This is a genomic window from Sphingobacterium spiritivorum (assembly GCF_016725325.1).
In the GTDB taxonomy this organism is placed as follows: domain Bacteria; phylum Bacteroidota; class Bacteroidia; order Sphingobacteriales; family Sphingobacteriaceae; genus Sphingobacterium.
On record NZ_CP068083.1, the window covers coordinates 2,400,624 to 2,426,148 of the forward strand.

Below are 25,525 nucleotides of genomic sequence, written 5' to 3' on the forward strand. Positions count from 1 at the left end.
TATAATCATGCCAAACCATATCAAACGCGTACTATTTATCGATCGTGACGGAACATTGATTCTGGAACCTGAAGATGAACAAATTGATTCTTTCGCTAAACTGAAATTTTATCCCGGAGCATTACAGTATCTGCCTCGTATTGCTAAAGAACTGGACTATGAACTGGTTCTTGTGACCAATCAGGATGGACTGGGAACAGATTCTCATCCAGAAGCTAATTTCTGGCCTGTGCATCAGCTGGTGACAGATACTTTTGCCGGAGAGGGAGTGGTGTTTGCAAAAGAACATATTGACCGTACTTTCCCACATGAAAATGCAGCCACCCGCAAACCAGGAATTGGCATGCTATTGGATTATTTTGATCCGGAGAAATATGATTTACAGCATTCATTTGTAATTGGTGATCGTGTAAATGATGTGAAACTGGCTCAGAATCTGGGAGCAAAAGCTATCTGGCTACGCGCAAATGATAATCTCGGTGTTGCTGAGAATCTGCAAATAGAGGCGAGTGCAGTTGCTCTGGAAACCAAAGACTGGAAAACGATATACGAATTCCTTAAACTGGGTTCAAGAACAGGAGAACATCACCGTAAGACTAATGAAACGGACATTTATATCCATCTCAATCTGGATGGATCAGGTAAGTCAGATATTGATACAGGATTACCGTTTTTTGATCATATGTTGGATCAGATTGCCCGTCACGGAGCGATAGATCTTACTATAAAAGCGAAAGGAGATCTGCATATAGATGAGCATCATACCATAGAAGATACTGGGATTGCTTTGGGGGAAATCTTTTTAAAGGTATTGGGTGATAAGCGTGGTATTGAACGATATTCCTATACTTTACCCATGGATGATTGTCTTGCTCAGGTGGCACTGGATTTTGGGGGACGCAACTGGATTGTCTGGGATGCCACATTCAACAGAGAGAAAATAGGGGACATGCCTACCGAAATGTTTTTCCATTTCTTTAAGTCATTCTCTGATGCATCCAGATCTAATCTCAATATCAAGGCTGAGGGTGAGAATGAACATCACAAGATTGAAGCGATCTTCAAAGCATTTGCCAAATCAATCAAAAAGGCGGTGCGTCGGGATGCGGATAACATGCAGTTACCAAGCACTAAAGGTGTTTTGTAGAATTATAAATAAGGGATCTGAACGGTACAGAATTGGTATTTCTTCTGTCTGATCAGCCTTAATCATTAAAAGATTATGATAGGAATTATCAATTACGGAGCGGGGAATATATTTTCATTGACAGCGGCATTAGACAGGGTTGGACTTTCGTATATGATGATCAATCTGCCTGAAGAGATCGATCAGTGTGATCGTATTATTATCCCGGGAGTAGGACATGCCGGCGCTGCGATGCAGAAGCTTCGGGAATCGGGCTTATCTGAATATATCCATTCCATCAAGAAACCTGTACTGGGGATATGTGTTGGTATGCAACTGATGACCGATTTTTCGGAAGAAGGTAATGCCGAACTCCTGAAGATCGTTCCGATACAAACGTTACATTTTAAAGAACGGATAGCACAGAAGGTTCCGCATATGGGCTGGAATAGCATCTCTTCGTCTGCAGGAAATCCGTTATTCCTCCATATTGAAGATAATGCGTATTTTTACTTCGTACATTCGTATTTTATTGAATATCATGAAGATTATACCATTGCAAAATGCGATTATGATGTTCCGTTTTCGGCAGCAATGTCAAAAGGAAACTTTTATGGAGTCCAGTTTCACCCGGAAAAATCGGGTAAGGCCGGAGAGCAGTTATTATTGAATTTTTCAAAGATAAATTAGAAACAAAATATTTTACTATGTATATCATACCAGCAATCGATGTATTGGACAAAAAAGTAGTTCGTCTACGCGAAGGAAATTATGACGATGTAACGACTTACGATATAAGCCTTGAAGAACAAATAGACAGATACCATGCAAATGGTACTGAATTGGTGCATATCATCGATCTGAATGGTGCAAAAGGAGATTTCAGTAACCAGGAGTATTTATTTAATATCATCCGTAAAACTGAAATGAAGATTCAATACGGAGGTGGGGTCCGTAGCATCGAAAAGGTAAAAGAACTGATTGACGCAGGTGTATACCGTGTCATCGTAGGTACACAGGCAATCACTAATCCTGAATTCCTGGAAGAGTTGAGTACGCTTAATGAGGGTAAAATAAAGTATGCAGATCACATCGTGATAGCGATAGATGTGCTGGATGAGGTGATCAAGTATTCGGGATGGTTAGAAAGCTCGCCTATCAAACTGATTGAATATATTGATAAGTGTCTGGCACTAGGTTTCTACCGTTTTCTGTGTACAGATATCAGTAAGGACGGCAAGTTAGGCGGTGCGGGTGTAGAATTGTATAAGAAACTTTTGGATCATTCGCCTATTATCAAACTTATCGGTTCAGGAGGTATCAGCTCCATGGACGATATCCGCAAATTGCAGGAATTGGGAAGAATGGAATCCTGTGTGGTAGGAAAAGCTATTTATGAAAATCGTATTTCGATCGAAGAGATTCAGGATTGGAATTTGAAATCTTTAATAAGCTTTTAATACATGTTAGCAAAGCGAATCATTCCTTGTCTGGATGTGAAAGACGGTCGGACGGTGAAAGGGGTCAACTTTGTTGACCTGCGGGATGCGGGTGATCCTGTGGAGCTGGCGTATGCGTATTCTGAACAGGGGGCTGATGAACTGGTCTTTCTTGATATTACGGCTACACATGAAGGCCGCAAAACGACTATAGATTTAGTAAAAGCGGTGGCCAGACAGGTAAATATTCCTTTTACTATTGGTGGCGGAATCAATGAGATCCGTGATGCAGAAATCCTGTTAAATTCGGGAGCAGATAAGATTTCGATTAATTCAGCAGCAGTACGTCGTCCGGAGTTAATCAATGAGATGTCGGCTGCTTTCGGAGCTCAATTTGTAGTAGTGGCAGTAGATACCAGACATACAGAAGGTCAGAATTTTGTGCATCTCAGCGGTGGCCGGATCAAAACGGAAATCCAGACAGAAGACTGGATTCGTGAAGCTCAGGACAGGGGAGCAGGTGAAATACTGTTGACTTCAATGGATCATGACGGTACTAAAAACGGATTTGATTGTTCATTTCTGAAAAAAATTAATGCGATGATCGGGATTCCACTGATTGCATCGGGTGGAGCCGGGAATCAGGAACATTTTACAGAAGTGTTTCAACAGACGGGAGTTGACGCTGCATTGGCAGCTTCGGTTTTCCATTATGGAGAGATTTTGATTCCGGAATTGAAAAATACGTTAAGAGCCAACGGCATTACAGTCCGGTAAAATAATAATACAGAAATTAAAAGCAGAAGATATGGGGACTATTTATTCCAGGAGACCCAACTTTATCCGTTCTGCTTTTTAATTTTAACTTTTTAAAATAAAAGATGCTAGATTTTTCTAAAAGTGACGGACTTGTTCCGGTCATAGTACAAGATACACAGACATTGGAAGTGCTGATGTTGGGGTATATGAATGAAGAGGCCTGGCAAAAGACGCAGGCAGAAAGAAAAGTAACTTTTTTCTCCAGAAGTAAGAACAGGCTCTGGACAAAAGGGGAGGAAAGCGGAAATTTTCTACATGTGATCAGTTATCATATTGACTGTGATCAGGATACACTTCTGATCAAAGCACGCCCTGACGGACCGACTTGTCATACAGGAAGCCGCAGTTGCTTCAAGACAGAATACGATCAGAATTTTTTATTTGAACTGGAACGTATTGTAAATAATCGTTTTGAGCATCCTTCTGATGAGTCTTATGTGAATCGTCTGCGTAGCAGAGGGATTAACAAGATTGCTCAAAAAGTAGGAGAAGAGGCTGTAGAGACTGTTATCGCAGCATTGACAGAGACAGACAAGGAATTTATTGATGAAACGTCAGACTTGTTATTTCATCTTATTGTATTGTTAAGAGAAAAAGGATTCTCACTGGAAACGATTGCTAAAAATCTGGAATCCAGACATCAATAAGCAAAGTTATCCTTACATGACATAATAGTCTTCAAAGTGCCGTACATTTGTGTCCGGCACTTTTTTTATGAATAGAATATCTACGGAGTTGGCAACTGCGCTGACAGGACATCAAAATCAAATATTTGCGATTGAAAATGGTTTCTTTCCGCACACTTTATTTACCGCCGGTAATGACAAAGGTGTGGTGGAATGGGATCTGCAGGCTGGAGCATTTAAGCGTATTCTTTGTGCAGTAAGTTCGTCCGTATATTGTCTCTACCTTATTCCGGAGACAGCTTATCTTGCCATAGGACTTCGTGACGGGTCCATTATGATCGTAGATGTAGAGGCTCAGAAGCTGGTGGTGCGTCTTAAAGTTGACAAAGGAGCCGTGTTCAGCATTAAAGCCTTAACTCATAAAAAGGAATTAATTGCTGTAGGGGAAGATGGCCAGTTATATGTGTGGAATCTTCTTGATTTTAACTTAATATACCAGTTCAGGATATCAGAAACCATTATACGCGTTATTGCGGTATCTGCGAATGAAAAGCAACTTGCTTTTGGAGATAAGGCAGGTTACATCCATCTGTATGATGCTGAGGCCTATCATCTGATGGCTAAAGTACAGGGGCACGATATGCCTGTCACCTCTTTATCTTTTGATCCGGAAAGCCGGCATTTGCTTTCTGGTGGAAGAGACGCAAAACTGGTGGTCTGGAATATTGCGGATCTTTCTCAGCAACTGTCTTATATTCCGCATATGTTTACCGTGTACGGTATATTGTTTCACCCGACAGCACCTTTTTTTGCAACAGTTAGCAGGGATAAAACATTTAAGATATGGGATAAAGATACCTATGGACTTCTGAAAAATGTGAGTCGGGATAAAGGGTATGAAAGTCATCACCTGTCTATAAATGTAGGTATTTGGACAGCAGACGGCGAGTATTTTATTACAGGAGGAGATGATAAAATTGTACGTATCTGGAAAGTAGATATTTAATTACAAATATCTGCTACTATAAAGAATCGTTAAATTTTTTAAATGTTTTTGGTTAGATTTGGTTTGTTAGAATTATTACTAACCTAAGCGGATTACTATGGAATATTTGGCGTTTGCCTTAATTGTACTTGTTATTTATTCTATTATAAATACTAAAAATCAATTAAAGAGCCTTAACGAAGGGCTTTATAAATTTCAGGAGCATCAGTTTGAGCTTCAGAAAAAAATGGATCAGGTCATCGAGAAGCTGAATGAATCTGCTCTTCCTGTGGCTGCAGAATCTACTGCTTCTGCTGAGGAAATAGCTGAACCTCCAGTATTGCAGACACCTGAAGTCGATATCCCACCACCTATTCCTCAGGATATCAAGGAAAGTAGTACTGAACCTGAGTTGCCGGCATTACCTCAGGAACCGGAAGAATTAACTGAGCGATATCAAGCAGGAAGTCTCGTGAATACTAATCCTGAACCTACTGGTATGTATATTCCAAATGAAGTTTCTGATTCTGTAAGTCCTGTTGAAGAGCAAGAGCCTGCCTTAAGCTGGTTTGAAAGATTCAAACAGAATAATCCTGATCTGGAAAAATTTATCGGAGAAAATCTGATCAACAAGATTGGTATCCTGATTCTGGTATTGGGGATCAGTTTCTTTGTCAAATTTGCGATTGACAGAGACTGGATCAATGAAGCCGGCCGTGTGGGTATAGGGATATTCTCCGGAGGTCTCCTGATGGGGGTAGCGCACTTTTTACGTCGAAAATTTGCAGCCTTCAGTTCTGTATTTGTGGCAGGAGCGGTCAGTGTATTCTATCTGACGATTGGGATTGCATTCCATGATTATCATCTCTTCAGTCAATCGCTGGCATTCGGAATAATGGTGCTGATTACGGTATTCAGTATCTTTATATCACTGCTTTATGACCGTCAGGAGCTTGCTATCTTATCTATTATCGGTGGATTTGCAGTTCCGTTTATGGTGAGTACCGGTCAGGGTAATTATCACGTACTGTTTACCTATCTTTCTATTCTGAACATAGGAATGCTGAGTGTATCCTATTTCAAGAGATGGAACTGGGTCAATTTTGTAGCTTTTGCAGCAACTTTTCTCATCTATGCCGGCTGGTATTTTCAAACGGATTTTGTAAAGGATGCCACTTACGCGGGAGCCTTCGGCTATCTGACACTGTTCTTCCTTATTTTTAGTCTGGCGTTTATTATCAATAATGTAAGGTTCAAGAACAAGTTTACCAAATGGGAGCTTATTATTATCCTGGCGAATACATTCCTGTATTTCAGTTTCGGGCTTGCCATTTTATCCGTTTGGAATTCGGAGTATAAAGGGCTGTTTTCTTTAATTCTGGCTGTATACAATCTTATTTTTGCGGTGACTATTTACCGCAAGTACAGATTGAGCGAAGAGATTGTCTATCTGTTGATTGGTCTGACTTTGCTATTTGCCGTCGTGACCATTCCAATTCAGTTTAAAGGCAACTATATTACTGCGTTCTGGGCTTGTGAAGCTGTCATATTACTATGGCTGGCCAAAAAATCGAAGTTTACCATATACTATGCTTTCGGAATTATCCTGCAGGTGTTGGTTCTCTTCAGTTTATTTATAGACTGGACAATTGATTATGTCCCTTCCGATACGGTGATGCAGATCGGATTGAATGAGATATTCCTAACAGGACTCCTTGTCGTTGCTTCGTATTATGTGTCTTATCGATTATTTAAGCAAAGTGATGAAGTCGAACGTCTGAGTTTTAATGTGGATTTTAATCCTGTTGATTACCGGAGGATAGTAGCGGGTGTCGCCATTGCACTGAGTTACGTTGTTGTGATATTAGAAGTTTCTTATCAGGCTTCTAACCGAATGTCTAATGACGGGTCTGTTATGGCATGTATTGCCTTGACACATTTTGTGTTTGCTACTGTACTGGTTTATTATGGTACTAAATCGAATACTCCTGTATTGCCCCGTATACTCTGCTATGCGCTAGTCATATTGAATATAGCGGCGTATTTAGTATTTGTACACCGTATTCCTTTTATAGAAACGTTGAACCGGCTGAATAAAGTAGAAGGCAGGTATCTTGCTTTCTTCTTACATTATCCGATTCTTATTTGTCTGATCTTCCAACTTTACCGGATGGTAAAAGACACTATATTAAATGTTGCCAGTACGTATTTCAGACACAAGTTGCTGGTGTGGCCACTTGTATTTGTACTGGTATTTATATGCAGTGTAGAACTTAGCGTTCATACCCTTGCATTCGCTGAAACTTTTGGTATTTACCATGCACGCGAGAATATGGTATTCAAGGTTATGTTCCCTGTGGCATGGGGAGTACTTTCATTTGTATTTCTGATATTGGGGATCAAACAGGACTGGAGAATGTTGCGTATTGCAGCACTCTCATTACTCGGTGTAACTATTCTCAAGCTGTTTGTGTATGATATTAAGGATGTATCTGAGACGGGTAAGATTATAGCATTTATCCTGCTCGGTGTACTTATTCTGGTCATCTCTTTTGTGTACCAAAGAATAAAAAAACTAATTGTAGTTGATAATAAAGAACTTCCTCATGAAAAGAATAGTTAGTGTTTTTTTATGCAGTCTTTTAGCGGTTATCCAGGTATATGGCCAGCAATACAGTGCCACATTGGAAGGAAACAAAAAAGAGGGATATTATCAGTTTAAAATTTCTGCGGGGATTCGTTCGGTTATCGGTAATGATATCTCAAAAATCCGGATCAGAGATAACGGAGGTCAGGAAGTGCCGTTTGTGAAATTTGTAAATGCATCTGCGGGGGACAAATTTTTGCCTTTGACTATCGTCAAAAAAGAGATTATAGCGGATAGTGTGACAACTCTTATCATCCGGAATACAAAGCAGGAAACCTGGACTTCTCTGTCTTTACGAATTGCGAACAGCAATAGCAGCAAGCGGTATACACTGACAGGAAGTAATGACTCTGTGAATTGGTTCAGCCTTTCAGAGAATCAGTTGTTAGACAATCTTGTCGGATCAGGTCAGACCTTTAAAGATCAGGAAATTACTTTTCCACTGAATAACTACAGGTATCTGAAGATTATAATTCGGGATAAAGGTTCCAGTCCGATCAATGTGTTAGAGGTGGGACGTTATGAAAGCGTCAAGACAGTCGCCACATATCAGCCTGTTCAGGGAGTTAAATTCGATATGAAGTCAGAAAATAAAAATTCTATTCTTCATGTGATGTTGCCTGACTTTCAGATTATTGATTATGTGTCTCTGTCTGTTGCTGATCCGAAATTATATCAGCGTAAAGTTGCTGTACTTGCCAGTCAGTTGGTACAGGTAAAGCGTAACAGATGGGAGGATCAGCTCGTGGAGATCGGGCAGTATGAGTTGAGTCCGGCCAATACGCATATAGTTGTTCCGAGTCTGTTTGTAAAGGATTTTTATATTCAGATCGAGAATCTGGATAGTCCTCCTCTGCGAATTGACAGTCTTTCTCTAGGGCAGACTGCGTTAAATATTATTACTAATCTTGCTGCGGGCAAGCAGTACAGTATCGTGATAGACTCTGCTTACAAGGCTCCGGATTATGATCTTTCTTTATTTAAGAATAATGCCAGTGATCAGCTTCCCGTATTGACGGTAAGCAAGTTGAAACCCCTAAAACCGGGAATCGGAGCTATTAAGAATGAAGCCTGGAAAAAAACTTTTGGTAATATCCTGCTATGGGGAGGGATGGTCATCGCAATAATCGTGATATGCTATTTTGCTATCGGTTTCCTGAAAGATGTTAATAAGAAGTAAGATCCGAAATCAGGATCCGTTTATGTAAATACTCACGTCGGATTAAGCCGGTATAAAAGAAAGAATTTTTTCTAAATATACAGCATCTTCCTGATCGAATGAATTCAGGGTATCGCTATCTACATCAAGTACAGCAATAATTTTTCCGCCTACACGTACGGGTAGCACAATTTCTGATTTGGATAAGGAGCTACATGCAATATGACCGGGAAATTTATCTACATCCGGAACAATAAGGGTTTGCTCTTCTGCCCAGGCTGTTCCGCAGACACCTTTTCCTTTTTTTATACGTGTACATGCTACGGGACCCTGAAACGGACCTAAAACTAATTCTTCAGCTTCAACAAGATAAAATCCTACCCAAAAGAATCCGAACTGTTCTTTGAGTGCAGCGCTGATATTTGCAAGATTAGCAATCAGATTAGATTCTCCGCTAATTAAAGCCTCTATCTGAGGGATCAGTCCTTTATATTGTTCTGCTTTATTTCCTGTAAGTATATTCAGATCTTCTGCCATATATGTTGTTGCTCCACAAGTATTGAATACTCGTCTTTGATTAAAGACAAGTATTCAAAATTACAAAATGTTTGGAGGAGTATTGGGTTTTAAAATTAATATTTCAAGAGCATAGCTATATATGTTACTTTTTGTGATCGGTATTTCGTGAACCTGTTTTCTGGTTAAAACTTATCCAGTCCAACGATAGAGCTGCTTTTTTATCAGCATCTTTATACACTAAGAATATGTCCGTTTTGCCTTTTGGCGGATTGATATTACAGGATAAGATCTGATATTGATTTGGGCTTTTACTTTTATTTGCAACGGATTTTATTGTTCCGATCAAGGGACCGCTTATGCTACCAGTACGTACTTCCAATTTACCTTTTGGCGAGAGACCGGCTAATTGTGCAGTAAACTGTTTGCCGCTGCTGGTCATGTCCACATTTGCAAAACGAATCCAGCCGCCGTTATGCATTCCGGCAAGTTCAAAGCCACCATCAGCAGAGGATTGTTTACGGGTAAGGCTGTCTTTTTCATAAAACCATTCGGCTTCTATTTTAGGCCAACCTGCATCATACTGTCCAACTCCGTTAGCAAAGTGCTTGTCCAGAAAGTCGGTGTCAGTTACAAGACGCCCCTGATCATCGAAATGGCAATAGGTAATAATCGTTGATCTGAATTTGTAACCTTGTTTAAGGTAATAGCACCATGCATGGTAAAATTGTCCTTTCCACCAGAAAAAACTGCTGTGGGCCAATACACCTAAATGATGACCTTTTCCAGTAGATCCGGCTCCAGTATAAGGCCCATATATGTTTTTGGATACCGCATATTCCGTTCCCCAGCTCAGGTAGTACGTATCTTTATATTTGAAAATATAATTTTTATCCATCCAACCGCCCACTTTTTCCCATCCTTCGCCTGTGATTGTGATAGGTTTGGGTGTTTCAGCAAGCGATATCATATCTTCATTGAGCTTTGCGATATGATAACCTCCGCCTTCTTTGTCACCATACACCAAATAAGGTGTTTTATTTGGATCATCGTCTGTAATAATGGTTGGATCGTGCATGGGTGCGACCAGGGGTTTGCCCAGTGCGTCCATATATTTTCCACCAGGTGAATCGGCCTTCATTACGCCTATACTTCTTTTCCTGTCTGAAAAATAGAAATAGTATTTTCCCTTTCTTTCAGCTGCGTCACCGGCCCAGCAATCTGTAGAGTTGGCACCCATATAATTGTCTTTGGGTGAGATTATGGTTTCCTGTTTCCAGTTTACAAGATCAGAGGTAGAGAATACTCTCCAGTCTTTCATTATCCAGGTGGTATCGGTGGGTTTGTCATCATGCCCGGAATACAGGTATATTTTGTTGTTAAAAACCCTTACATGAGGATCGGAAATGCCCGGTATACCGATTATTGGATTTTGTGCGAGTGCTATACTGCACGACAGAATACTGTACAGACAGATGAATGATCTGTTTAAAATGTTATTTTTTGCCATAAGGATCAATGGTTATGATGCTGCCATCTTTGTTATATCTTAACTCGGTTACTTTAATATTTCTTAAGTGGGTTTTACCATTCGATAATTCGGTATCGTGATAATAAAGCCACCATTTATTTTTAAATTCAACAATGGAGTGATGTGTCGTCCATCCTATTACAGGGAGCAGAACTATCCCCTGATAGATGAACGGGCCATAAGGTGAATCTCCAATTGCATACACTAGTTTATGGGTATCGCCGGTGGAATAAGAAAAATAGTATTTCCCTTTGTATGTGTGTAGCGTTGGCAAAGGATAATATAAAAACTGCAGTTAGAAGGGATTTTAGTGGCAACAGCTTAATAAGTGATTTCATACAGAGATAATTAGAAAGTTAGTTCTTTATGGTTAGGCAGCAGGTGTAATTTATTGTGTATAGAAACATATTATCTTCGTGATTGGAATAATACTTAAAACCCTGTGGCGATAAATTTTATCACTCAACTCCAATATGCACTTGTGCAGTATAGGAAATTGTTATGGAAGATGGTTAGTTTTAATTTAAATAGTTAGTGCAACCGATTGCAATAATAAATTAAATATTACTTGAAAGCAAATTTTTATTGCGAAAACGATGTAGATTTTGAGGTTTGACCTGCTGTTAAATCTACAATAAAGAAAGATGGGATTGTTACCCTGTAGCAATCCCATTCATATTAATATAGTAATTTACACCTGAAACATCACTTTCAGTTGATTCCTTGCGGGATATTATACCTTGTATCAGGGTATAATATCTACTTTTATTGTTTTTGTTATAGAATTTTGTCCAAAACCAGTATCATTTTGCGAAAAGAAGACCATCTCATAGGTTCCTGGTGTTGTAAATTTGTAAGTGAAATTTGCTTTTGGTGAAGCATAAAAACCTTTGGATACGATTTCAGCATTTTCAGTTTTGTTTTTCACTGAAAGTCCAACATCTGGTAAAACTCTTTTTAAATCAATCGGGCCTGTCACAATCCAGCTTTCTGATTCCAGGGCTGTAGCAGCATTTGTATTGCCCCGGATCACAAAACTCTGTGTGCCGGTGTTAGATGAAAGACTTTGTCCGATTTTCGGATCTCCTGCACTACCCCCGTTATATGCCCATTTAATTAAAGAGTTGGACACATTTACGGATCCCCAACCCGGACTTACTGTAAAAGTCGGGAAGGTTGTTGGTACCACAATGGCAGAAGTTAAGATGGTGTAAATAGTACTTCCTGACTTGTGACGTAAATCGATATTTCCAACGGTCCATGTACTTTGTGCTACTCCAGCGGGAGCAGTATATTTAAAAGCCAGCCAGACGGTACCGGAGCCTGTAGTGGTTTCTGTATTCAGGCTGATATCGCCTGATTGAATATTGCTGGCTCCGTTTGCCCATGTTACACGATCGGAGATATCTTTCCAATTAGCCGCAGGTATTGAGAGAGAGTCTTTGTTGTTAAATTGTGTATAGAGCATGTTATCAGTCGAAAGCAACAACTTTAATCCTCCTGACCCGGCAGTACCTCGATTGGTAAAAAATCTCAGTGTATTGTCAGGTGAAGGATCGCTTGTCCTTTCCCGGTTAGCATACATACTTCCAACTTCACCGGAGTAGAATGTAATTCGGTCAGGATTACCCGTAAATTTAAAGTTTAAAGTATCATTCACTTTAAATTGTGTTGCCTTTGTACCAGAATTGGTAAACATTTCCACATCAAATCGGATGGGTTCGGGAGAAATGTTTTTTTCGCATGACATGAACAGAAATAATGCTGGTAATGCCAATAATGTTTTATATGATCGCATATGTTATCACGTTAAGATTAATGATTTTTAATAACCGGGATTTTGCGTAATTTCTTTATTTACCTGAGTTTCTCCTGAAGGAATAGGCCATAGCAGGAATTTATTTCCTCCTGCAAGTGCATTTAATGCAGCCCGGTTAGCATTTGTTAAAGTTGCACCTCCCGGCATTCCGTATGTATTATTGAAATCAATCAGTTCCTGCATTCGTTTGATATAGATTCCCCAGCGGATAAGATCTGTTTTACGAATCGCTTCGAAACAAAGCTCTCTTGCTCTTTCATCCTGAATTTCAGATAAGGTAAGACTTGCAGCCGTAAGATCTACAGCTGGATAAGGGGTATTTAAATCCTTACCATATCCTCTTCTTCTTACCTGATTGATGGCATCTAACGCTATTTGAGTAGGTCCGTTCACCATAAACTCGGCTTCACATATCATTAACAAGACGTCGGAGTATCTTAATACCGGAAAATTGATCTGAGTAGACCAGTTAGGCTTCACATTAAACCCGGGTCCCAAAGCTTCGTATTCTCTTCTCCATTTACCTACAGACCTGCTAAGCAGATCATTGGATGCATAAAATACTCTTCGGGGAGCTCCTGCCGCTCCTCCATCTCCCATATTAACATAAGGAGCTATTGCCCAGTCTCTTCTCAGGTCACCTTCAGCATATTTGCTGTATAAATATTGTTGGGCATTGATAGTAGGTGCAGTTCTTCCGTAAATGGGATCATTGTTTCCATTCCTCAAGCCGATCTGAGATCCAATGTACCCTGTCTTACCGGCAGCTATACCCTGAATAAAATAATCTACTTCCCAGATACTTTCTCTCACATCATAGCGATTTGTCAGTTCATTCAGAAATACCTGCGCATAACCATTGTTAGCATAGGCAGGATTTCCGTTAGTAGCAGGATATTGTAGAGTCATTCCTCTTAAGTTCACTACATTCGGGTTTGCGTCATTGGTAGAGAGTAAGGTGTGAAAGCCTGAAGACTGCACTTTTTTAGCCCATGAAAGGGCATCTGCATACTTGCTTTTGTCGTATAACGGATAGCCCGCCATCTTGAGACATACTCTTGCTAGGATACCTTGTGCAGCAGATTTAGACACTCTGCTTGAAGCTGACTTTAATTCCGGAGAGTTGATGTCAACCAGATCAGGCTCAGCTTCGGTCATATCTTTTAAGATCTGATCGTATACTTCTTTTTCTGTTGCGCGCGGAAAATCTACTTTATCGGGATCTTTACTCGATTCTATTTTTATGGGTATACCTCCGAAATATTGGGCAAGTAAAAAATGATAATATCCTCTCATAAATTTTGCTTCGGCTTTTACCATGACAATAAATTTGGCGTCAGCATTGGCTTTGTCGGCGTACTCCAACAACAGATTAGAACGTTCTATTCCGGTATAACAATGTTGCCAGAACGCATTTATCTTGTTGTGTGTATAGGTTTGGAGATTCATGGATACATCATTTGCTATACCGGAAAAATATATGCCAAATCCTTCATCTGTAGCACCTTGAGATTGTATAGATAATAATTCTCCATATACCTCATACAAACCCAAAGGGCCGTAAACACCGGCAAGTGCAGAAGTAAGCTCTTCTTTATTTTGATAGTAGTTGGCTGGCGGTACAAAATCCTGAGGTGTAGTTTCTAAAAATTTTGTACAGCTTATAGTTGATAATAACAAAGCGCCTGAGCATATGAATATGACTTTTTTCTGTTTAAATTGAAATAAAGCAGAAATAAATTGGATTAAGTTGTTCATAATTTCTTTATTGATTAAAATGTAGCATTTAGTCCTAATGTGAAAGTCCTGGACTGAGGGTATCCGCTCCAGTCGAACCCTGGTGTCAGCACACTGTTATAGGTACTGATTTCGGGATCCAAACCTGAATAGCCTGTCAGCGTTAATAAATTCTGTCCGGAAAAATGTATTCTTAATTTTTGAAGTTTCATTTTGTTTGTGATTGTCGCAGGCAGACTATAGCCAATTGAGACGGTCTTCAGACGTAAATAGGATCCGTCTTCAATTGTCCGGCTAGAGTATGTTCCGCTGGGACCTGCTCCTCCTGTTCTGAAAATTGTAGTATTTGTGTTTTCCGGTGTCCAGCGATTGTTATAGCTCTCAAACTGATTAAATTGGGGGGTATTATTGATGTTCCCCTCAAATATAATCCTGTTCGCATTTTGAATATTGTTACCATAGCTCCATTGCAGGAACAGATTCAGATCAAAATCTTTGTATGAAAAATTATTACCAAAACCGCCGGTATGTATAGGAAGTCCGCGACCTATTACAGTATAATCTTCCGCATTGACTATGCCATCACCATTGAGGTCTTTGAACTTAATATCTCCGGGCTGTATAGACGCTCTGTTATTTCCGTTTGTAGGGACATTATCTTTTAATACCCAATGGCTTCCTTGTCCCGGAAATCCGGCAGATGTATTGAGAGCTGTTGTGTAATTAAAATCTTCATACTGATAGACGCCATCCCATACCAGACCATACATTTGTCCGATAGGCTGCCCTACCTTTGAAAGGTAGGATGGGGTATTTGAAAACTGTGCATCGAACCCTGTAGTCGACGGGATTGATTCCTGATTTTGAGCGAGGGCAAGAATTTTACTCTGATTCCATGAAATGTTAAAATTACTGGTCCATCTGAAATCAGCTGTTTGTACATTAGTCGTTGTAAGTCCAATTTCAAGCCCTTGATTTTGCATACTTCCGATATTTTTAAATACGGAGCGGTATCCCTGTACTAACGGAACTGCTGCGTTGAGCAATAAATCTTTTGTTTTTTTGCGATAGACATCTACTGTAAGAGCAATACGCCCTTTGAATACTCCCAGATCAAGGCCGATATTTGTTTGCTCTGTTGTTTCCCAGCGTAACTGCGGATTTCCGAAAGAACTGGGATATGCAAAAGGAGGAACTTCATTTGCAAAAATAGCTCCGTCAGAACTATGTGCTACAACTGGTGTGAGTATACCCATTCTTGAATAGGTCGCAAAATCACTGACACGATTGTTACCTGTCTGTCCGTAGCTCGCCCTAAGTGCTCCGTTTGATAACCATTGCGTATCTTTAAGAAAAGATTCATTGAAAAAGTTCCATTTCACTGCACCAGACCAAAAATTCCCCCATTTATTATCGGGACCAAATTTGGATGACCCATCGGCTCTGTAGGAGAACGTTAAGAAATATTTAGAATCGTAGTTGTAGTTAGCCCTTGCCATAAAGGAGGCCAGTGTCCAGTTTGATTTTGAAGAGAGTACATTCTGAGGAGTTCCTTGCGATAGCCCTGCTATACCTAATTCAGGCTTTGGCAATTTGACTGCTGCGGCACCATCCTGTGTATAAAGTCCTCCCTGTTCACTAATTACTCCTGTCATTGTCAGATTATGTTTTTCGACAAAACTCTTATTCCATGTCAGTATATTTTCGTTTGACCATCCGGTAAATTCACTATTGGTTACCGAACCATTCACTCCATAAGTAGATCCATTGGCTGTAAGCGGGCTGCCTTCCGCTGTCTGGGCATCATTAAATTGTATCTCTTTACGAGCCCATTGATTGATTCCTCCTGTAATACGTAATTTCAAATCCTTCAGGATGTCAATATCTATATAGGCATTGGCATTGAGTGAATTGGTGATGTTGTCTCTTACGCGATGCTGTTGATTGATGAGCGGATTGATGATATATTGATTGGCTATACTGCTCGTATTCCATTGTGCAGGATCTAGAAAATCTGTTTCCAGATCGACTGTTTGACTTCCGTCCTTTCCTAAAGGGGAAACAGGGCGATATCCCCACATGGTGTAGAAAGGTGACATTTGTGCTGTGAAATATCCACTGATATTTGCCGGAACCGGCGAACCTCCCCATCCTTTCTGGTTGGCATAGTTTACATCTGCACCAATTTTAAATATCCTTGAAATAACTTGTTCCAGATTTATTCTTCCCTGATATCGGCGAAATCCCGAATTGATCAAGACACCATCCTGATCGAGTATGCCACCTGATAGGGAATACTTGGTTTTATCTGTACCTCCGCGAATACTGATATCGTAATTCTGCATTGGACTGTTAAGAAACATACTCCGCTGAAAATCTGTTCCTTCAATGTTTCTGTAGTCTTCAATCATGGCGTTACGAAAATAAATGGAATCTGTTACTGTACCGGGACCCAATATACCTGAGACAGGATTACGATACAGATTGTTCGTCAGAATATCTCGTTCTGACTGATAGTTTAGAAAATCTTCAGGACTCATCAGTTTCATCGTTTTTCCAATCTTCTGCCATCCGTAACTTCCATTGAAAGTAACCACAGGAGGACCTGCCTTACCTTTTTTTGTCGTGACGAGAATAACGCCATTCGCACCTCTGGCTCCATATATAGCAGTGGCTGATGCATCTTTAAGCACTTCCACACTTTCTATATCATTTGGATTTATAGAGGTGGCGTTGGCATCTTCCATTGGAAAGCCATCTACAACCCAAAGAGGAGAGTTGCTTTGACTTATAGAATTGTTACCCCTGATTACAATATTTGGCGTACTTCCGGGTTGACCTCCGGGAGCACTTACAACCACTCCAGCTACACGTCCTGCCAACGCATCTGTAAAATTTCCTACCGGAGCCTTTTGCATATCTTCTACCGGAGCTTTAGCTATAGAGCCTGTCAAATCTGAACGCTTCTGAGTACCATAACCCACTACGATAACTTCATTGAGACCTGTTGCATCTGTCTGTAACGTAAATGATAATCTGGGATTGCCAGCTTTCACTGTAATATCAGTACGGGTAGGTATGTAACCAAGGTAGGATAGCTGCAGGGTATATGTACCATGCGGCACGTCTTCAATAGCAAACTCTCCCTTCTTATCTGATGAAGTTGTTTTTTTGAGTTGAACAATGAGTATAGAGGCTCCTTCTAAGGGATTACCCTGTTCATCTTTGACGATTCCCCGAATAGTTTCCTTTTTCTGTTGTCCTGGCTGAGGTGTCGCCGAGGCATTGCCCGTGATTGTAATTAGCATCAGCAGAAAACTGAAAAATAAAGAGACGGTGTACTTTTTCAAAACAGGACACATTCCAGGTGAAGTCATGTTTGAGTAGGGCATTCTCTTTCTTTTTCCAAATTTTCTGCAGCATAATGTTAGCGACATTTCATTTTTCAGGTGATTTTTTTTTGTCATAATACTAAGCGTTAATATGGTATTTGGTTATTTATGCTATCGTCAATTGTACCTGATCAGTTATCATAATCATCCACCTCTTATTACAAGAAAATTGGAGCTATAAAGAATAACAAATAAGATTAGTTAGTTTACTTTATTTACTATTCCCGATAAATATTAAAAGCGTATTGAAACGATATAATTAGTTAGTTGTGCGATTTATATTGTATGTGCAACCGATTGCAATAATATATTTATTTTTCTTCTCATGCAAATATATATTGCGAAATCGATGTAGTGATATGTCGCATATTAGGAAAGAAAAGATGAATAAAACAGGGGAGTAGTTAGATGGAGTGGTATTAATGTGAGGATAATTATCAGTGCGGGGGAAGGAAAATGCACTATTAGGTTCAATACAGAATATAAATCCATGCTGCCAGACTGCTGTAATAAAAAAGGGATTGCTATTATCTAGCAATCCCTTTCTAACATTAAGTAATGATCGTTATTGAAACATTACTCTAAGATTGATGCCAAAGTTGGTATAAGAAGTTGCGTAATTCTGAGAGGTATATGGTCTTACAGAATTCGTATTCAGGAACAGACGTATGTTGTAGGTCTGATTCAGCATATAATCTAATGTAGGATTGAAGCTAATACTTTTGTTACCTGCGGATACTTCCGAACGATTCAGGTCAGATCTGTAGACCAGTGTTTTACGATCATTGATCGCTACATCCAGTTTAAAATTAAGATCGTTATTCATTTTTCTGTCGCTGAACCAGCCGAATGGCAATCTGAAGTTATTCTTTCTGAATCCAACTCCCAGCACAAATGCTTCTTCAGTCAAAATTGCCATCTGGCTATTCTGCAGACTGAAGTTTACATTGCGGTTTTTGCGGTATTCTGAGGTTGCTGATATGTTGTTTTTGAAGCGGGCATCTAAACCTACCAAAGGCACAAACTGATCAATAATAGAGATCTGCTGGAACTGATTTTTCGGCAGGAAGTTATTATTAATATCTCTCTCCGAAGGTGCACCTGCATTTTCTTCATAGCGTATCACTGAGCTGTACCCGCTGATTGTATATTGTGAAGCATAGCTGTGCAGAACTGTTAATGAAGAAAATACATCGCTCAATCCCGGTAGCTTGCCAAGCCCGTTGTAGCTGACACGCCAGTTAGGAAGTGGAGTACGTGGTATGCTGCTCAGCTTATTCTTGCTGACATCTTTTCCAAGGTAGGTAGATAAGAAGGCATTCACGACAACATCCTGTTGTGCTTTTCCATAACCATCTGCATAGAAGTCTGCACTTTGTCCTACCGAGTTGGCGTTGGTTTGTGCGAGACGCTGGGAAGCTACCATACGGCTTTCTTCAAACTTTTGGAACAGATCCTGATGATTTTTGAATGCAGTAGTGATGGCAATCTGCGTAATACTGTAGTTACCCGTTGTGAATGGCGTGACACGTTCAAACGTTCCTGATCCCGAATTATACATTACTGTTGCTGTGTAATTGTAATTGTCTGTACGTGCTGCCGTAAGGTCAATACGAAGACCTTTTACAGGCTCGAGATTGGCAACCAGTGAAAGATTTTCTGCAAAAGAACGTGTAAACAGCTGTGTCTGCAGAGAGTCGGTTGACAGCCAGTTATTATTGATCGCTTTTTGAAGGATATCACTTTGGCTACCGAACAGGAATCCCCAACCCGGAGCGTTGGCTTCAAAATCATAACCAAAAGCTTTTGTCTTCGGAAGATAGCCCGGCAAATACGTTCCCTCGATTTTAGTGTAGGCTCCGTCAATTTTGCGTATGGAGGTCAACAGTTGAATAAAGAAGGCTTTCGAACCTTTTGCATTCCGTCCGGAATTACGTCTGATAAAGCCAAATTTATTATAGAGCCCAACCATATTCAATGATGGATTGATCTGTATTGTCCGGTTATTCTGTATACTGTTTCCTACGTTTATATCCGGATTGCGCAATGATAACAGAGGTTCACTTTGCCATGTAAACTGTGCTCCGTACCGGGTTATTACATTTACCCAATCCATGTAAGGTAGTTTGGAAACTGGCAAAGTGTAGGCGATATTCAACATGTGATTATAATCGGTGGTTCTGCCCATTTTCCAGAAGTTGTTCCACATGGTATCCCGTTTTATTCCGTTCAAGCGACCATCCGGTTCATCAATAATGGAATAGTTAGTCGCATTGAAATCCAGACGGAGGGATTTACTCAGGTCCCAGCTGATGCCATAAATACGGCTCATGTTGAAGTTTTTATTATACAATGTCGGCAACACATTATCGGAGGTATTATCCCGGATTGTATTTTCACTATACACCCGGTTCACATCTATTCTGAAATTAATCAATGAGGGAACAAGGTTGAAATTGATGTCTCTGATCAGTTTGAGGTGATCAGATTTAATTACATTTTTAAACGGTTCTATAAACTTAACAGAAGGGTTACTGTAATTGTAATCTAATGCTGCACGATAGTTGCGCTGAATGGAAGAGGCTACGGAGAAATCTCTGTGATTGTATGCGGAGTAAGCATATGTCGCACTGAAGTTCTCAATGTCCCATGGTCTGATCGGCTTTTCGTTGTTGGTTCTGATCTTGCGGACATTGGTCAGACTGAAACTTTTACGTGTTGTATAGTCCTGTACCAACCTCATTAATGAATCCTGCTGATTACGAGACATAGTTGCTAATGCAGAGTTCAGTTCTATATCCGGATTCAACGGATTGTATTCCGGAGTAGATGTCTGTTTAGAATAACTGAAATAAAACGGAATGACAAGGCCGTAATTTCTTGGGAAGAATTTTCCCAGTTCCGCATTAGACATAATGTCAAAGTACATATCCTCAGAACGGCGGCGTTCATTCATTCTTTGAGATAGGAATCCGAATCCAATTGTAGATTTAGTTCCCGATACAGAAACGTTTGCAAAATCTGCAAGTTTCAGATTCAGGCGGGCTGTTGCCGCCCAGCCTCCTTTATCATCAAAGTCTGTTAGACGAAGTTCATTAAACCAGAATGATCCTGTAATGTTGCTTCCATCATCGGCGGAGTTACTGGTCGAGCTGCCTTTTAGAGGATTTCGTACCCCCATCATATAATAGCGGACTTTACTGATGTCCGGAGCTCCCAATACGACAATACGATTGTTGCCATCCATATATTCAAATGGAACATCCAGCGGCCATGGCTGACCGTTTAGCGTAGCTTTGCTGCGCGCCATCTTGGCATCCTGAAATAAACGAATCTGAATGTTCATCCGGTTTTCATTTGGCCAGATCAGATCCGGAGAGGTCGCACCGTATGGAGTGACCGCTAAAGGCATGTCGTATTCGTAATAGTTGTATTTATCATCAGTACCTACCCGCAGAAACGCGCGTGCATCTCCATTCTTGAGGTTCATTCCTTCCGCATGAATAAACATCTCAATACGGCCATATGGTCTGAAGTCATGAGAAGTTGTCTTGAATGTCCCGCGCCCGTATCCGTCACGTAGATTGATGACGTCTAAACTAAGTGCCTGTTCATTCAATCTTACATTATAGTTATTGTTACTCCAGTCGACTTGTCTGTTGATTCCCGGAGGCTGTATATAAGGAATAGGATCTCTTTTCCCGTTTTCTTCGACATTGATATTCGCCACATCAAAAATAGAATTATCAGAAGCAACGACACCCATGGAATAATCGCTGATGACTTTGGAAGGATTATTCTCAGGATTGTATCTTCTCCATTCTCCTTTTACAAACTGTAGTTTAGCAAGACGTACTATCGCGGTATCTGTAAAATTGGTCATGAAAGTACGGATGAAACGGATTGATTTGAAATCCTGTACATCTCCGAATTTGCTTTCATATTGTGTCAAGGGTATACGGAATTTATACCATTTGATATCCTGCTGCTGGCCATTCGCCAGAGTTACTTTTGTCGTCTGTTCATCTACGATATGATTTTGTCCTACGATCATATCCTGTTGTCTGATAGAGATACGGTACTGGTAGTATTCGTCGATCTCATTCATATTGTTGTCACGGTTTACATCTTCGCCATCAGGAAGTAATGTACTGGCAGAGGTAGGCACGCCAAAGTCACGTTGTGACTGTTCATTTGTTTTGGAGTTACCGTCTACACCGTTGTAGCGTTGATATCTTTTCAATATACCTGCCGATTGCTGATCCATTTGCTGGCTGCGGAAGTACATATAGTTGTCACTGGAAGGGTCATTCTGTATCTCCGCTAAAGCAGCAGGATTTAATACCCCCTGAAGCTGAGATAAGAAACTGCCATGGAAGGAAGACTCGTCCGCATCACTCAGTCCATCCAGACCCACATCCTGACGTTCACGACTTTCATTATCGCTGTCGAATGCCTGAATAACCGGCTGATTTTTCGTAACACGTCCCCAGTTGGTCTGATCTACCTGTGACAGATCTCCTACCGGAGATAACGCATTCTCAAGGGACTTGCGGCCATCTTTTAGAATATCTTCTGAAATATTTCCTAAGTTAAAGTAAATGTCACCCCCATCTTTATTCGGGTTTGTCAGAACAGGATCCATCATCCACATTTCCAAGAATTCAATATTCTGTGCTTCGAAATCGGTATTATCAATCTTTCTGAACATGCCTCCCCAACGGCTTTTCGGATTGGCTAATGTTCCGTCAGCATTTACCCCTGAAGTTGTATAGTTATACGGACCTCTCAGATTAGGATAATAGGCAAAATCCAGAGTCTGTAACCAGTCATTCTGACCGGAGCGTGTATCTTTATTTGGAAAGACCTCTTTTTCTCCAACTTCACGTACACGGTGGTCGCTGAGTTCTGCCGTTGTAATATTGGTTGGAGTCAGACTATTATTACGGTAAAAAATAGGGTCAATATTATACACGGCCAGTAATGCACGATTGTATCCGTAACGGAGGTCATCACTGAGATTAGATTCTGTAAACAGGCGTGGAGTTCCGGATATTTGCCAGCTATATTGGTTTTTGAGATCAATGTAAGATACACTGTTTTCAAAATCATCTATATAAGTAGTTCCTGTTGTTCCGTTTTGGGTATCAAGCCCTTTCGGATGTCCGGGTATCAATTTTGCAAATTCCCCGTAGAAGGAGATGTTTGATTCCTCTTTGGTACTCAGGAATGGGAGTTTATCCACCATTCGGGTCAGCCATCTTGAAGGTGCATTATAGGTCAGATCGGCTCCCAACATGGTGTTGGACATTGGCTCTTCACCGATATTCACTTTTTCTGTCAAAGGTTTTTCCGTCAGATTCATAATCGTGGCACCTACCTGAAGCTGGTCATTCACGAGATAATCAAACCGTCCGCCCATCAGTGTCTTCTGCTGCAGATTGAACATGGCATCATCTTCCACCGTCACCCGTATGGGTTGACCCGAAAGCATCAGTGCTTCATTCAGAATACGCAGACGCCCAATCTCATAATCGATCGTATAGTCTACACCTTCCTGCAGAAGAGCTCCGCCGGCCATGACCTGAATGGATCCTCTTGTAATATTATAGGCTCCGATCTGGTATTCGGTACCCATTGCTGAATTGTATCTGCCTTTTATACGGTACCTGTTTTTATTCGGGAATTGCTGTTGAGCTATGACCTTGGTGGAATCGTATAATTCCGGATATGTATATTTATCAATCAGGGCTTGTTCAGATCCGGTAATAAACTGACTGGCCAGGTCTCTGCCGAAAGGTTCGACCACCGGAAATATCAGTTTTCCTTTTTTAGGTTCAATGGTAATGTTTTCCAGATAATCAAAGTATCCGTCAGGAGATTGTGCCTGCTGCTGATTGAGGCGGTCAAGGCCTGTCAGTTCCAGCCATGTTTTTTCAGCGGTTCGCTGACCTTCATATATAGCCGGTCGCTCTGTTCCGGTTTCGTCTTCTGTACGGTAGATCTGCAGAATAAAGTTGGAATTGGAGACATTGTAAGCACCCAGAGCATAGATGTTTTTCATCATCAGATCCCATATAGGCAGTTTGGGTTTTAAGGTCTCATTCTTTAATAGTTTTGTATACAGCATCTTGGGATCGGAAGGCGTCACCGGAATATCTGTACTGAATTCACCCACCTGATACTCTCTGCCATTAGCCGTATAGCGGTAAGCTACGGAGAGCACCTGATCGGCATTAAGCGGAAGATTTAAGGAAATGTATCCGAGTTTTCTGTCTATAGTAAAGTCTCGGTTCTCAATCAGCTTACGGGCGTAAGTCATCTTGGCATAGTTGTCGTTCGCTCCCGAGCCGGCAAAGAAACTCTGTACAAATGTACCATTAGATTGACGTCCGTTATCGCCTAAAAGAGACAACAGGTTGTTGGATACGGTTGCATTGTTTTCATTAGGAATACCAGTGGAGGGAAGTCTGGAACTTCCGGGGCTGATGAGATTGTTATAGGGTTGATATTCTCCTAAATCCATCAGGGCCATGACATCACGGGCATCTTCATAGGAATTGGAACGGTTGCTTAACCATACCTCTACCTGTGATATATTGATGTTGGTATTGATAATAGGAGCAAGCGCCAGTGTACGGTTATAGTTTTCTCTGAAATATTGCGACAAGAAATAGTGCTGATTGGCTTCGTAGTTGTCAGCCTGTAAAGTATATTCGCTTTCCTGTGCACCGTTTGTAATGGTTATCTCTTTTTGTCTGGAACGTTGCTGTGAGAGTAATCCGGTGAAGTTGAGGCGTCCGAACTGAAGCTGTGCCTTGACCCCGAATAAGGATTGTACCCCCTGAATCAATGTCGAATTCAAGGGCATGGAGACGTTACCAATTTCCAGCCGGCGTAAGATATCATCGTCTTTAGCAACATAGTCAAAACGAATCTGATTTTCAAAGTCGAACTGTGCTGTTGAGTTAAAGTTGGCATTGATCTTTACGCGTGTACCGATATGACCTGTAAGGTTCATATTGATCTGCTGGTCAAAATCAAATCCCCACTGTTTGCGTCTTGTCTCATCAAACATGGGATTCGCATTGTTATTATATTGCCCCATCAGGGTAATATCTGCGCTTCCACGTGGGATAAGATCGATTTTGTTTCCTCCGAAAATACGTTCAAAAGCCGGACTTTCGATTTCGATAACCGGAAACAGACGGCGGCGGCGTTCTTCTGCAAGATTCTTATCGGCTAACTCTTCCCAATAATTTTTCTGTGATCGCTTGGCTTCATAATCACGAAATTCAGGCAATGTCAGATAAAGTGGGGGACGATATTGTTTGGCTCCCAGATTTTCCTTGATGATATACTGGCCTGACTTGGTGTCATAAATAATTTCCCTTTTGATATTGTTGGGATGCTCCAGAGAAAACGGATTGTATTGTTTATGAATATTCAAAAACGGATGGTCCTTAAAACGGTAAGGAATAGCAGTAGAATCCTGCTCTTTTTGCGCAGGACGAATGGTTTGCCCATTTGTTTGCCCGCATAAAAAAATCAGGGAAATAGCAAAGATTAAAGCGTAAATGTTTGTCTTCAAATGGCAGCCGTTAAATTTTTCACAACAGATTAATTGATTTCGTTATATAACTATTATGCAAATATCAACTATTTTGTATAACAAAACAACCATTATATTCTTAGTTATGAGAAACATAATGAATAATAGGTATGTGGG

Annotated in this window: 14 protein-coding genes; 8 read left to right on the forward strand and 6 right to left on the reverse strand. The window is 40.6% G+C overall.

Features of this window, described 5'->3' with window-relative positions; all coding sequences use genetic code 11:
• Positions 1 to 7 precede the first annotated feature (7 nt).
• The 8 genes from hisB to I6J02_RS10010 all read left to right on the forward strand — a co-directional run bounded on the left by hisB (position 8) and on the right by I6J02_RS10010 (position 8,822).
• Entirely contained in the window at positions 8 to 1,147 is a 1,140-nt protein-coding gene (gene hisB / locus I6J02_RS09975) for a bifunctional histidinol-phosphatase/imidazoleglycerol-phosphate dehydratase HisB (protein WP_201681526.1), read from the forward strand.
• Between the two features lie 75 nt (positions 1,148 to 1,222).
• On the forward strand, positions 1,223 to 1,816 hold the full coding sequence (gene hisH / locus I6J02_RS09980) for an imidazole glycerol phosphate synthase subunit HisH (protein WP_201681527.1): 594 nt from the start codon (positions 1,223 to 1,225) through the stop codon (positions 1,814 to 1,816).
• A 17-nt stretch (positions 1,817 to 1,833) separates the two neighbouring features.
• Positions 1,834 to 2,586: a HisA/HisF-related TIM barrel protein gene (locus I6J02_RS09985; RefSeq protein WP_002997169.1), complete on the forward strand. Its 753-nt coding sequence runs from the start codon at positions 1,834 to 1,836 to the stop codon at positions 2,584 to 2,586.
• Positions 2,587 to 2,589: 3 nt separating this feature from the next.
• The gene (hisF, locus tag I6J02_RS09990) at positions 2,590 to 3,342 is read left to right on the forward strand and encodes an imidazole glycerol phosphate synthase subunit HisF (protein WP_201681528.1); all 753 of its coding nucleotides are present in this window, start codon (positions 2,590 to 2,592) and stop codon (positions 3,340 to 3,342) included.
• A 104-nt stretch (positions 3,343 to 3,446) separates the two neighbouring features.
• Positions 3,447 to 4,031, forward strand: coding sequence for a bifunctional phosphoribosyl-AMP cyclohydrolase/phosphoribosyl-ATP diphosphatase HisIE (hisIE, locus tag I6J02_RS09995; protein WP_201681529.1), 585 nt, complete (start codon positions 3,447 to 3,449; stop codon positions 4,029 to 4,031).
• A 67-nt stretch (positions 4,032 to 4,098) separates the two neighbouring features.
• Positions 4,099 to 5,016 (forward strand): WD40 repeat domain-containing protein, encoded by a 918-nt coding sequence (locus tag I6J02_RS10000; RefSeq protein ID WP_201681530.1) that lies wholly within the window; start codon positions 4,099 to 4,101, stop codon positions 5,014 to 5,016.
• Between the two features lie 97 nt (positions 5,017 to 5,113).
• Positions 5,114 to 7,618 carry a DUF2339 domain-containing protein gene (locus tag I6J02_RS10005; protein ID WP_201681531.1) on the forward strand — a complete coding sequence of 835 codons (2,505 nt, stop codon included), beginning with the start codon at positions 5,114 to 5,116 and terminating at the stop codon, positions 7,616 to 7,618.
• A complete protein-coding gene (locus I6J02_RS10010; protein WP_201681532.1) occupies positions 7,602 to 8,822 on the forward strand; it encodes a DUF3999 family protein in 1,221 nt (406 codons plus the stop codon). Before I6J02_RS10005 ends, I6J02_RS10010 begins: the two co-directional genes overlap by 17 nt.
• A 42-nt stretch (positions 8,823 to 8,864) precedes the next feature.
• Here the strand turns inward: I6J02_RS10010 and I6J02_RS10015 are convergent, their stop codons facing one another.
• From I6J02_RS10015 to sprA, 6 genes are all read right to left on the reverse strand, one after another.
• On the reverse strand, positions 8,865 to 9,338 hold the full coding sequence (locus tag I6J02_RS10015; protein WP_201681533.1) for a GAF domain-containing protein: 474 nt from the start codon (positions 9,336 to 9,338) through the stop codon (positions 8,865 to 8,867).
• A gap of 124 nt (positions 9,339 to 9,462) precedes the next feature.
• Positions 9,463 to 10,827 (reverse strand): family 43 glycosylhydrolase, encoded by a 1,365-nt coding sequence (locus tag I6J02_RS10020; protein ID WP_201681534.1) that lies wholly within the window; start codon positions 10,825 to 10,827, stop codon positions 9,463 to 9,465.
• Positions 10,828 to 11,593: 766 nt separating this feature from the next.
• Complete coding sequence (locus I6J02_RS10025; protein WP_201681535.1) at positions 11,594 to 12,646, reverse strand: DUF5017 domain-containing protein; 1,053 nt, start codon at positions 12,644 to 12,646, stop codon at positions 11,594 to 11,596.
• Between the two features lie 27 nt (positions 12,647 to 12,673).
• Positions 12,674 to 14,425: a RagB/SusD family nutrient uptake outer membrane protein gene (locus tag I6J02_RS10030; RefSeq protein WP_201681536.1), complete on the reverse strand. Its 1,752-nt coding sequence runs from the start codon at positions 14,423 to 14,425 to the stop codon at positions 12,674 to 12,676.
• A gap of 14 nt (positions 14,426 to 14,439) precedes the next feature.
• Entirely contained in the window at positions 14,440 to 17,712 is a 3,273-nt protein-coding gene (locus I6J02_RS10035; RefSeq protein WP_236582393.1) for a SusC/RagA family TonB-linked outer membrane protein, read from the reverse strand.
• Between the two features lie 649 nt (positions 17,713 to 18,361).
• Positions 18,362 to 25,387 carry a cell surface protein SprA gene (sprA, locus tag I6J02_RS10040; protein WP_201681538.1) on the reverse strand — a complete coding sequence of 2,342 codons (7,026 nt, stop codon included), beginning with the start codon at positions 25,385 to 25,387 and terminating at the stop codon, positions 18,362 to 18,364.
• Positions 25,388 to 25,525 lie beyond the last annotated feature (138 nt).